The organism is Rhabdochromatium marinum (assembly GCF_016583795.1).
Taxonomy (GTDB): domain Bacteria; phylum Pseudomonadota; class Gammaproteobacteria; order Chromatiales; family Chromatiaceae; genus Rhabdochromatium; species Rhabdochromatium marinum.
Genome location: NZ_NRRS01000104.1, coordinates 1 through 11,379, shown reverse-complemented (window position 1 = coordinate 11,379; position 11,379 = coordinate 1). Strand labels below are relative to the sequence as shown.

Below are 11,379 nucleotides of genomic sequence, written 5' to 3'. Positions count from 1 at the left end.
CCGGGATTGTACTCAGCCTGCGGGCGCTGAGCCAAACGACCGGGCGCTGGCAACAATTTTGGCAGCGAATTGATCAATTCGGTGCCGCCTGTTTCGGGTGATCACATTATTCAAAGGCCGCACCCGTCCGACGGGACTCTCACACCCAGGACCTTTTCCACCTGGCGGAAGACAGTTGAGTACACTGTCCCCGGAACTCAGTCAAGACGCATCAGTGATGCTGCAGCCTGCGGGTCAGGTCTCGTTTTGTAGCATATTGCCCGCGCCTGCCCCCACGAAGCTCGCTTCTCACCAAATCACGCCATCGCGTGTTGCTTCAACCGCTCCAGCGCAATCCCTAGCGCCCGGTCATCGAACAGCCGATCCTTCCGCTCTGCCGCATCAGGACCGCCAGGCCAGCGCCGCAAGCCTTTGCGTAGGGCGAGTACGGAGGGCTCGACACCTTCCTTAGTCACCAGCCAATCCACGGTCGCGAGCAGTTCCATGCCGAGCGGCGATTCGAAGCCGTCGATGACGGCGGCCGTAAGCTCCAGGGCCTCGGCATACTCCTTAGCCTCGCTTTTGAGGTAGAGGCTCACACGCTCCTTGCGGGCGTCATCGAACCAGATCACATCCAGTGGCGCCGCATCGCTGATGCGCTTGTCGCAATGTAGATAGCTGCCATCCAGATTGTTGAGCAGGTGCTCTAGCCCATCCCATTACACACAAGTCTGTAAGTGCTTGATTTCGAGTGACCGTCCCAAAAACGTCTATCTATATAAATCAGCGATTTAGGACCAGATTAGCGGAGATGTGTGTAACGAGATGGCTCTAGCCGGTTGGCATAGGGACCATACTTGTGGGCGACGAACTGGAGCTTCAGCGGATTGTCGCCGGGGTTGCAGCGCTCGATGGCACGCTCCAGGAACCAGGCCAGCTTCTGGATTTCGATTAGGCTGCATTCCATGCCCAACACCCAGTAGCGACGCACCAGCTCGGCGATGAGGGCACGCGCCGGGGTGAGCTTCTCGACACCCGAGCGCTTGGCCACGTTCTGGTATTGCCGAGTCGGCTCGAAAATCAAATTTCCGGTATTCCAGACCATTCAAGATGAGCTTTCGTACTCTAAATAATTCCTAAAACTGCTGGAGCCGAAGCCATTAATATTAGTGGCGATCTGGGAACGGAATTACCTTGCCATCATTCTCACGCGTTACGCGATGCTGGTCAGAATCTACGCGCTTAATCTTTAGCTGATGGATAGAGGCTGCCTGGGTCTGTCTGCTGAAATAGCCTGCTGGCAATCCGCACAGGCTTTCACTGTCCGTCGGACTCAGGCCGACTGCAGAAAGTACTGATTCCTTTGTCAATCCTCCTCTAGACACAACGAGATCAACCGCCCTCGGTAGTAAACGAGCTGGTTCGAATGGAATTTGATCATCTATCGGTTCGCCTTTCCGCCAACCACGAGCACTGTAGTTTTTCCATAGACGTGTCGCGTAACTTTCATCCACAATCCCGAGCTGTCGGCAGCGCATGATCATGGCGGCGATAGAAACTTTCCAACGCGGTTTAAGTGCAACGAATGTGTCCAAGCTAGGACGTGTGATTTCAGCCGCGAAAGACTCTGCGGGTAACAGAAATGCTGACGCAAACAAATGTGCTTGCCGCTCTAGTTCAGGGTGTCGTTTGAAGAACTCAGGTCCATCAACGTTTTTGTGTAAAATCAGGTGCGCAAGTTCATGCGCAGCATCGAAGCGACTGCGAACCCCATTGGCCTTATCTGCTGCAAGGAAGACATACGGTCTCTGATCTGTTTCAAACCAGCGTGAAGCGCCATCCATACGAGAAAAACCCAGTTCTTCACGCGTACAGATAATCCCAGCGTTTTCCATCGCCAGCAAAACATCGGAGATCGGTCCTAGTCCCAGTTTCCAACACTCACGCGTTTGCAGCGCAATTCGCTCAATTTCTTCATCAGAGATAGTTTTGTGATCCGTTTTATTTATGACGGGCAGGTTGATGGATGGCCAATCGATCCATTGCTGCATTGCATGGCTCGTTTCATTCAGCCATTTCAAGCGAATGAGTGCGATTCTTTGAGCCTCTTTCGTGACCGAAGCATTACTACGGAAAAAGGTCACAAAATCGCCATAGCTAGGCACTGGCTTCAGGAACCAGGCGGCAGGGAAGCCCAGGCACAAAGATAGCTGGTTATGAGTCTTAATTTCTGGTAATTGATCGCCTTTTTCCCACTTGGAAATAGTTGAGGAAGAGCGCTCAATCATTGCGCCAAGCGCTGTCTGGGTTAGCCCGCGACAAAGGCGTGCTTGTAATAGCCTTTCAGGCTGAAAGCCAGCGACTCCGACTCTCATCACTCGTTCTCTTTTTCTATTAACTGTACTTTGAGTGTTGCCCAGGCATTGTCTGGAACTTTGATTTCTTGTTCTTCGCGATAGGCCGCAATGATCGAAGAGACAGGCTCCAGTAGGTGCCAGCCACGCAGATTAGAGAATGGAACCCCAATCAAAATGGCTGCAGGCGTAGATTGCGGTTCAAAGCGAGGCGGATTTACCGTCACGACCAAACATCCCAAGCCGTCTTTAGGCCGAATAGGCGTAGGATCGAAAAGTGATAGGTTGACGGGCTCAAGTCGAGAGTTCAGTGCGGCGATCATTTTCCGGTGGTTAGCCGGTCTCGGCTGATTGTCATTGAAGGGTACGGCCACTCGACCTAATCGAATATCTTCCGAAGCGACGAGGGCATAGCGTTCACCTTTTGGCTCTGTGTGGGGCGCAGCTGCGGTCAACCCGGTGTCTTCCCCGGCGGCTCTGATCGCAGCGTTTTGACGATAGTGTCGCAGTTGCCCACAGATTCGTGCGCGCTCTGATTCCTCAAATGTTTCGGCGTGCTGATAGGCCTCGAAGAATGCCTCTTCAAGCAACTCTACCGCGCGGGTCCAGAACTGGAGAGGAGTGCGGCTGACGATGTACTCGATCAGTTCGGGCTTCACTGGACATTATCTCCATATTTCGTTTTCAGGAGATTACGCCATTTTTTTTTCGTTTTCAAGCCCCGACGCTGGCCTCCCTGCTGCCCAAGGGAAACGCTTAGTCTCTGAAGGCATAAGGCCGTGGATTCGCCTTGATAGACTGTGGTTCGGCTCAACTCCTCCGCAGAAACGGCACCCGCCGCGCATCTCCCCGCCTGCAGCCCCGGCGCTGCTCGGACGTGATGATCTCGCTAACCTGCATGCCGCAAGCGCCACAGGAGGTCGATAGCTAGCGATGATCGGCAGTCTGGGAAGGAGGTGTCAGGTCTTGTTTTTTGCCTGTCTGTACCGAGTAGCGAGTCGGCCGATGCGAAAAGCCGAAGTGCTTGCGAATCACCTTCAACGTGTAGCCGCCGCAGGCGCGGTGGCCGTGGGGGACGGTTCTTGGCTTGCGCCTGACACCCTACCTTTTATTCTTTATCTGCAGACAGAATCAGTAGTGATGTCGAAGTTGAGCGATGAAAAGGGATTTATCCTCGACTTTGTAAACAATGCGGTGTTCGTCGTTTGCGCGCCTCGACCAGTAGCCAGACAGCGCGTGCTTCAAAGGTTCCGGTTTACCAATCCCTTCAAACGGGGAGCGCTGAATGTCTTGAATGAGCAAATTGATCCGTTTCAGTAGTTTTTTGTCGGCGCGTTGCCAATAGAGGTAATCGTCCCACGCGTTCTCTGCAAAAATCAGCTTTATTCGAGGAGATTCCTCTCCGTGCCACCACCACTCTCAAGCTCTGCAATAGATTCCAGTAAGCGCCGTGCGTTTTTTGGGCTGCGGATCAAATAAGCTGTTTCTTCAAGCGCTTGGTAGTCATCAAGTGAAATCATCACTACCGAGCGGGAATTTTTCCGAGTAATAATCATCGGTGCATGGTCATCACATACTTTTTCCATCGTGTCAGCCAACTTGCTGCGGGCTTCGGAGTACGTCATTGTGTTCATTGGCCTGGCCTTCTAATCGTAGTTGTACAACTAATTGTACGCCGACAGTCGGCGCATAACAAAGGGCTCGCCCCGCACATCACAGGTGTCACCATAGGGCATCGTCCCGTCCGGCCCTTGTGAGCAGTTGAAGCAATAAGTCTTTCTCGGATCGGACGCGTTCGTTGGCGAACTCAGCCATTGAGTGCTGAAGGCCCGGGACTTGAGCGAAATCCCCCTCGCTCAGCGTCGCCAAGCCGCTGGCCGAGTACGTCAGCCTGTACTCCGATCGAGACCAAGCCATTGCAGCAGCCTACGCCAGCGGCGGGTACACTCTGAAAGACATCGGGGAGCATGTTGGTCTGCATTACGCGTGGATCAGCTGTATTGTTTGCGCAGCTGACGAAGCAAAAAGCAAGATCTGACATTAGACAGAAAAGGAGTCCATGCTGATGCACCGCAACGCCATCCTGTCCCTGGTTGCCGTTCTCGCCCTCGCCACCCTTGGGACCGAATCCTGTGCCTTGGGCGGCCCAGCCCCGGCGGTTGCAGCCAGGCCCGTGTTCGTATTCGAGGACATCACCTTCGATTATGAGTTGCAGCGCAACATCGGCTATGCGGTCTCTGGCGGCGCGGACATCAACGAATGCCTCTTCACCGCCCATACCATTGTGCCGGGTGACGGCGACTCCTGGTTCAATGCCTGGAACGGACTCGCCCGACGCATCCACGCCGACGCAACCAGGGCACTGGGCAAGGGACAGAAGGTTTCGGCGCGTGAGGCCCTGCTGCGTGCCAGCAACTACTACCGTACCGCCGCCTTTTTCCTGCACGGTAACCCGTCCGATCCCCGCATCGCAGAAACTGCGGACCTCAGCCGCGAGACCTTTCGGAAGGCCGCAACGCTCATGCCGAGGCCCGTGGAGACGATCCGCATCCCGTACGAGGATACGACCTTGCCCGGTTACTTCCTCCAACCCGACCGCAGCGCCGCGCCCAAAAAGACGCTGCTCCTTCAGACCGGCTTTGACGGTACGGGCGAGGAACTCTACTTCACCGCCGTCTTCGCCCTGGACCGCGGATACAACGTGCTTATCTTCGAGGGCCCGGGACAGGGGGCTGCGCTCTTGGAGCAGGGGCTGCACTTCCGCCATGACTGGGAAAACGTGGTCACTCCGGTGGTGGACTACGCCCTGGGCCGCCCGGAGGTCGACTCCGGCAAGGTGGCGCTCATGGGCCTCAGCATGGGTGGTTTTCTGACCCCTCGTGCCGCCGCCTTCGAACACCGTCTGGCCGTTTGCGTTGCCAATCCCGGCCAGTTCGACCTCTATGGTTCGAAGCGCCCTTCGCCTGATGCATGGAAACAGATGCTCGCTGACCCGGACGCGGCCAACCAAGAGCTTCGCGCCCAAATGGAGAACAATGTGGGCCTTCGCTGGTGGATCGAGAATGGCCTGTTCACTACCGGCGCGGCGACTCCACTGGATTTTATGAAGTTCTGGGGGGAATTCACCCTGAAGGACGTGGTCCAGGACATCCGGTGCCCGACCCTGGTCATCGGCTCCAACGGCGATCATTTCCTGACTCTGGCCGACTCCCGCGCCCTCTACGACAAGCTCCGGAGCCCTAAGACGTTCCTCACATTCCTCGGCAACCACCAGGCCAACCAACACTGCCAGGTCGGGGGCATGGCCGCTGGCATGGCCCTGATTCTCGATTGGCTGGACGGGGTGTTGCAATAGCCCGTGGGGCGGGCTCGTTTTGAGCACAAACCTGATGACCTGGATTGCCCTCGTGACCAGGCCGCTCTGAACCGTTTGCTCTTGGCCTCGCGGTAGCGGAAGGTGACCTGGCCGTTCTTGCAGGCGAGGATGTCTGTCTCCTGAATGACGCCGCGATTTATGATTGAAGAGATAGCCGCGCTTGCCGCCTTTGGTGCGCCACAGTTTCCTGTCCGGATCGATGGCGGCGGCCGGCACCACCAGATGGACATGGGGATGGAAGTCGAGGCGGCGCGAATGCGTATGGAGCACCGCAATCGCCCCGGCCTCGCCCTGGAGCTGTGAATCGTTGCGCGTGAAGGTGCGCACCATCTCCCAGCTCGTGCGGAATACTCGGCGAGGTAGTCGGCCTCGATCAGGTGCGTGGCATAGCTGTGCCTCAGGCGATGAGGTGTAATCTTTTTTTAAGCCCGCAGGACTCCACCACCTTGCGTAGCGTCATCTGCACACCGCCACGATCCAGCGGGGTCGATGCCGAGGCGGCGGCCTGGAGTCCGCCGTGGCGGTTGGGAAACAACAGCACCGGGTTGCGATGCACCCGCCAGAAGCGGCGCAGCCGCTCCAGCGTCCTATCGGGCAGCGGCACAAACCGATCCTTGTTGCCCTTGCTCGCGCGGATATGCATGCGCCGGTTACGGCTGGCGTTGTACTAGCGAATGGGGTTCGCCGCAGGTCATCAGACCTTGAAACGCTCAAGACGCGCGTTCTGCTCGGTCGAGAGCTGTTTGAGCCGTTGAGCCGCCTGATTGCTGTCCGTCGCATCACTGGAGACTTGTTCGACGAGCTGGACGATGGTGGCCAAGTTGCGATCGATCTCCTCGGCCACCGCTGTCTGCTCCTCGGCGGCGCTGGCGATCTGCATGTTCATATCCTTGACTGAGGCCACCGATTTGGCCATGGTCTCGATCGCGTCGGCGGCCTCGGCCACCGCGTTCAGGCTGTCCTTCGCCCGATCCTGTCCGGCATCCATGACCTGGACGGCGCCTTGGGTGCCGTTCTGCAGACGCTCGATCATCCCCTGGATCTCGCGCGTGGAATTCTGAGTCCGGCCCGCGAGGGAGCGCACCTCGTCAGCCACCACCGCGAAGCCGCGTCCATGCTCGCCGGCTCGTGCAGCCTCGATGGCGGCATTGAGGGCGAGCAGGTTGGTCTGATCGGCGATGCCGCCGATCACATCAAGGATGCCGGTGATCTCGGCAGCATTGCTGGAGACCCGGGCGATGGCTTCGGAAGCCGATTGCACCTGCTGCGAAAGCGTCTGCATCGCCTCCACCGATCGGCTGACTGCGGCGCGTCCGGCATCGGCCTGCTGGTCCGCCTGCTGGGTCGCTTCGGCCGCCTGACTGGCATGACTCGAGACCTCGGCCACGGTCGCGGTCATCTCATTCATCGCGGTGGCGACCTGATCCGTTTCCGAATGCTGGCGCTTGACGATGTCCGCACTGCGGTCGCTCATCACGGAGAGCTGATCGGCCGAATTGGCGACTTGTTGCCCGCCGTCGGCGAGCTGGCTGATCAGCTTCCTCAGCTTGCCCTGGAAACCATTGAATGCCCGCGCCAGCTCGGCGATCTCGTCCTTTCCAGAGTCGTCGAGGTCGCGCGTCAGGTCGCCATCACCCTCCGAGATGTTGCGCACCGCCAGGCTTAGCTGGCTGATTGGGCGAACGATCATCCCGGCGACGAGCATCATGAGGGCTACACCAAGCACGAGACAGACGACCGACAGACCGATCATGGTGCCGATGGCACGCCGTCCCTCGGATGCCGCTTCTTCCACCTGCGCCATCACCCAGTCCAGCGGCAGCATGAGTTGAATCCCCCAGTTCGAGGATTCCTCACCGAAACGCACGGGCGCAATCGCCATGAGATTGCCCTCGTCCTCCTCGACCGCGGGCTCGGCGTCCTGGATCACCTTCAGATCCTCCTGCCAGTCCTCGTGCATGGCCGAGATGGGCTTGCCGACCATCTCCGGCCGGCCGCTGGCGGCGACGATGGTCCCATCGTGCGAGATGAGCGCGATCCCGGCCACGCCGTCGTAGAGCCCCTTTGCGGTCTCGTCGATCACCTCCTGCAGACGCTCGAGCGCGATATCCACCCCGACGATGCCTTGGAAGCGTCCGTCGGCTAGGATGGGCACGACCAGTGACGTGATCAGAATCTCGCGTCCCTGAACGGGATAGAGGTAGGGATTCAGGACGTGCTCGGTCCCGGTCTTTTTGGGGAGCAGGTAATAATCGCCGTCGCCGGGCGTTTCATAGTCCACCAGCGGCTCTAGCCCCAGTGTCCCGTTCGTCGAACGGCTCCAGTAGGGAATGAGCCGTCCGCTCGCATCCGTGCCCCGAGCGCCGACGAAGTTGGCGTCGCGCCCATCGAAGGCGTTCGGCTCCCAGGCCGTGTAGACCGCGAGAAAATCCGGATTTCCGTTCAGCACCGCTTGCAATATGTGATCGACGGCCTCGCGCCGGGACGGACGTCCGGGGCGTGGCTCGCGTGCCACTGCCACAACCGGTTCGGATCCGCTGAGCGTATCTGCCGTATCGCCCTCGGGAAACAGGGTTGGGGCAACTCTGTCGGCCGCTGAAGCCGTCTCCTGGCCCGCCATGGTGCTGAATGTCTGCGCCATGACCCGAGCTGACTGCAGGGCGCGCATGATGCTGTCCTCGACCTCCTTGGCCCTCACCTTGGCCCCATCGAGTAGGAGCTGCTCGGAGGTCGAGCGCGCCATCTCACGCTCATGCTCGACCTGCCGCTTCAGGGTCCAGACCGAATAGAGCGTCAATGTCGCGGCCAGCAGGATAAGCGACACCGCCGACCAGAGCGCGATTTTGAAACTCAACGAGCGAACATTCATACCTTACCCCCCCTCCCGCAGAATGATTTGCAGCAAACAGGTACCCGGACCTGGGCAATAGAGCGACGATCGCGCGAACGGTCCCGAAGCCTCAATTTGAAGATGTGAAACGAAATGATCGCAGACGGATCCGTCTGGCGATGAAAAACAGGTATCGATATCGACCCAGCCAGTGACATTGCATCCGGCCCCAGATTCGGTCGTTCATCCGCGATGGAATCCCTGCCAACGGAGCATCCCCCTGCCCGTAATCGGTGGTATCAATGAAAATATCCTAGCATTCATTTCCATTTCTGGGGGCAGTTTACCGAAGTACCTAGACGAGAACGGTTGTCCCTGGGCTTCCGCATCATGTGACCCAGCGCGGTCATCGACGACAGCGGACATTTTTCTGCGATGAGGACTATGCCGAGTATCGGCGTTTGCTGTCGGCATCCTGCCGATCTTGTGGCACACAGACCCTGGCCTACTGTTTTATGCCGAATCATGTGTACCTCAATCTTGGTGCCAGCCGATGAGTTTGGGTTGCGTGACGCGCTGGGCAAGGCGCATTGCCAATACACGCGTAGGATCAATTTCAGAGAGGGCTGGCGTGCTGGCGTGGGCATCTTTGGCAGGAGCGCTTTCATTCGTTTGTGATGACGGAAGATGTATTGGGATGAGATTTGCATGAAATATAAATCAATCATATGATTGATTCATGTCAGATACCAAACCGACCCAACAGTACATTCGCAAGGATGACCGCCGCGAGATGATCGCGGAGGCCGCGCGTGCCCTGATCTTGGAAAAGGGCTACGCCGCGCTGCGCACCCGCAGCGTTGCCGAGCGAGTTGGCATCAACATCTCGACCCTGCATTTCCACGTGCCGAACAAGACCGCGCTGGTCAGGTTGGTGGCGGAAACGAGCCGGGACGCCTTTCTGGCCCTGCTGCCTCCCGGGCCTGACGCCGAGCGCCCAGCCCTTGCGCAGTTGCGGGCCGAGGTTCGGGCCTATCACGACAGTCTGCGCGATCGGCCGGAGTTGGCGGCCTGTTTCGGCCAGCTCACCCAGGTCGCGACTGCAGAACCGGAGGTTGCGGAGATACTCGATGCCTTCACCCAGGACTGGTGTCGGCGTTATGCGGAGATCCTCGCCATCGGCCGCAGCCAGGGTGTGTTCCGCGCGACAGTCCAGCCGTTACCCGCCGCGTTGATGATCACCGGCGCATTGGCGTCCTTTGGCCCGCGCGGGCCGAAGGGGTTGGCGATGTTCTGGCCGGTGGTGGACGAGATCGAGCGCTCGCTGCTCGTCCCTGAGTCGAGGGAATGCTCCGATGCCGACTGAGGCGCTTTCCTCAACGAAACGACGGTCTTGGGTGGCGTTAGGCTTGCTTGCGGCGGTCAATTTCCTGGTGCTGCTGGACGTCACGATCATCAACGTGGCGCTGCCCTCCATCCAACGCGATTTGGGCGCCGAGAGTGCCGCCCTGGCCTGGCTGGTCTCAGGCTATATCTTGACCTACGCGCTGGGACTGATCCCCTGCGGCCGAGCTGGGGACCGGCTTGGGCCTGATCGGGTCTTGTTGGCGGGGCTGATGGTCTTTGGTTCGGCATCGCTCCTTTGCGCGCTGGCCCCCGAGATGGCATGGCTGCAACTCGGCCGCGTGGCGCAGGGCGTGGGTGCGGCCATGGTCTCGCCTCAAACGATGGCGCTTGCGCACCGGATGTTCCAAGGCAAGAGCCGCACCACTGCCTTTGCGGTCTTCGGCCTCGTGGCTGGCCTCGCCTCGGTCATGGGACCATTGGCCGGGGGATGGCTGGTCGAGCACGACCTCTGGGGGTTCGGATGGCGGGTGATTTTTCTCATCAATCCGCCGCTTGCGCTGATGCTCGGCGGTTTGTTGTGGCGGTTTCTGCCGCACGCCGAGGGCGATCCCCGCATCCGCTTCGATCTTGTCGCCACGGTGCTGGCGGCTCTTGCCTTGCTGCTGATCCTGGTACCGTTGATCGAAGGCCATCAATGGGGTTGGCCGCTCTGGGGTTGGGCGATGATGATCGTCGCCCTGCCGACGCTCACCGCACTCATCTGGTGGGAACGCCGCCGCGCTCGGCGTGGGCAGAGTCAGCTTTTACCGCTGTCGCTGTTCGAGGCGGGTGAATATGCGTGGTTCGGGATCGGTGTCGGCCTGTTCTTTGCCGGTCTGCCAGGCTTTTTCATGATCCTCGCACTCTTCCTTCAGACGGGGTTTGGGTTTTCACCTTGGCAGTCAGGTCTGACGGCCTTTCCCCTGTCGCTCGGCATCATGGTCACCTCCATGCTCGCCCCGGCCATGCGGGGCCTCTCCGACCGGCTGCGCCTTGTACTGGGCGCCGGAATCGCGGTGACGGGGCTGGCCCTGTTGCGAGCCGCCGTGCCGGGATTTACCGGTTTGGCTCAGCAACCGATTGTCATGGCATGCCTGGGGCTGACCGGGCTGGGATTCGGCATGGCAGTCGGGCCGCTCTTCCATCTGGCGCTCGAGCCGGTGGCCGCAACCGAGGCCGGGATTGCGTCGGCGTTGCTACAGGCAGTCCAGCAAGTGGGCGGCGCCTTGGGCGTGGCGCTGACCGGTGCGGTCTTCTTTTCCGGGCTCGACGGTATGACGGAGTCGGCCTTCCGCCATGCACTGACGGCCGGGCTGATGGTGCCGCTGGGTGCGGCCTCGACAAGATGTTATTTCGAGGAGTATGCTCTAAGCCTCTGTAAATGATGAGGCGAGGAGCGATCATGGCCACGGTTGTTCGGCGTTCGGGCGAAGAGATCACCATCGAAGTGAGCC

General features: G+C 59.1%; 11 protein-coding genes and 2 pseudogenes. 4 read left to right on the top strand and 9 right to left on the bottom strand.

All coding sequences use genetic code 11. The features are described from left to right. Window positions 1–296: 296 nt before the first annotated feature. From CKO36_RS17715 to CKO36_RS17690, 6 genes are all read right to left on the bottom strand, one after another. The gene (locus CKO36_RS17715; protein WP_200286241.1) at window positions 297–611 is read right to left on the bottom strand and encodes a hypothetical protein; all 315 of its coding nucleotides are present in this window, start codon (window positions 609–611) and stop codon (window positions 297–299) included. A gap of 170 nt (window positions 612–781) precedes the next feature. Continuing rightward, window positions 782–1,063, bottom strand: coding sequence for a hypothetical protein (locus CKO36_RS17710; protein WP_242469716.1), 282 nt, complete (start codon window positions 1,061–1,063; stop codon window positions 782–784). Between the two features lie 82 nt (window positions 1,064–1,145). Then, window positions 1,146–2,267 carry an ImmA/IrrE family metallo-endopeptidase gene (locus tag CKO36_RS17705; RefSeq protein ID WP_200286239.1) on the bottom strand — a complete coding sequence of 374 codons (1,122 nt, stop codon included), beginning with the start codon at window positions 2,265–2,267 and terminating at the stop codon, window positions 1,146–1,148. 86 nt (window positions 2,268–2,353) lie between these two features. Further along, on the bottom strand, window positions 2,354–2,992 hold the full coding sequence (locus tag CKO36_RS17700; protein ID WP_200286231.1) for a hypothetical protein: 639 nt from the start codon (window positions 2,990–2,992) through the stop codon (window positions 2,354–2,356). A gap of 472 nt (window positions 2,993–3,464) precedes the next feature. Continuing rightward, on the bottom strand, window positions 3,465–3,719 hold the full coding sequence (locus CKO36_RS17695) for a Txe/YoeB family addiction module toxin (RefSeq protein WP_200286243.1): 255 nt from the start codon (window positions 3,717–3,719) through the stop codon (window positions 3,465–3,467). Next, window positions 3,716–3,967 carry a type II toxin-antitoxin system Phd/YefM family antitoxin gene (locus CKO36_RS17690; RefSeq protein ID WP_200286229.1) on the bottom strand — a complete coding sequence of 84 codons (252 nt, stop codon included), beginning with the start codon at window positions 3,965–3,967 and terminating at the stop codon, window positions 3,716–3,718. The genes CKO36_RS17695 and CKO36_RS17690 overlap by 4 nt, the downstream gene beginning before the upstream one ends. Before the next feature lie 431 nt (window positions 3,968–4,398). Between CKO36_RS17690 and CKO36_RS17685 the strand changes: the two genes are divergently transcribed. Then, window positions 4,399–5,688 (top strand): alpha/beta hydrolase family protein, encoded by a 1,290-nt coding sequence (locus CKO36_RS17685; protein WP_200286227.1) that lies wholly within the window; start codon window positions 4,399–4,401, stop codon window positions 5,686–5,688. 71 nt (window positions 5,689–5,759) lie between these two features. Here CKO36_RS17685 and CKO36_RS20565 read toward each other — a convergent pair. The 3 genes and pseudogenes from CKO36_RS20565 to CKO36_RS17670 form a co-directional block, all read right to left on the bottom strand. Next, window positions 5,760–6,060 (bottom strand): annotated as a pseudogene (locus CKO36_RS20565) (transposase); the annotation flags it as partial. Between the two features lie 46 nt (window positions 6,061–6,106). After that, entirely contained in the window at window positions 6,107–6,352 is a 246-nt protein-coding gene (locus CKO36_RS17675; protein WP_242469714.1) for a site-specific integrase, read from the bottom strand. Window positions 6,353–6,403: 51 nt separating this feature from the next. Next, window positions 6,404–8,578, bottom strand: coding sequence for a methyl-accepting chemotaxis protein (locus CKO36_RS17670; RefSeq protein ID WP_200286225.1), 2,175 nt, complete (start codon window positions 8,576–8,578; stop codon window positions 6,404–6,406). 353 nt (window positions 8,579–8,931) lie between these two features. On the opposite strand from CKO36_RS17670, the pseudogene CKO36_RS20560 reads away from it, so the two are divergent. The 3 genes and pseudogenes from CKO36_RS20560 to CKO36_RS17655 form a co-directional block, all read left to right on the top strand. Beyond that, a pseudogene (locus CKO36_RS20560) lies at window positions 8,932–9,225 on the top strand (transposase); the annotation flags it as partial. A gap of 53 nt (window positions 9,226–9,278) precedes the next feature. Further along, window positions 9,279–9,905, top strand: coding sequence for a TetR/AcrR family transcriptional regulator (locus CKO36_RS17660; protein WP_200286223.1), 627 nt, complete (start codon window positions 9,279–9,281; stop codon window positions 9,903–9,905). Next, window positions 9,895–11,310 carry an MFS transporter gene (locus CKO36_RS17655; protein WP_200286221.1) on the top strand — a complete coding sequence of 472 codons (1,416 nt, stop codon included), beginning with the start codon at window positions 9,895–9,897 and terminating at the stop codon, window positions 11,308–11,310. Before CKO36_RS17660 ends, CKO36_RS17655 begins: the two co-directional genes overlap by 11 nt. Window positions 11,311–11,379 lie beyond the last annotated feature (69 nt).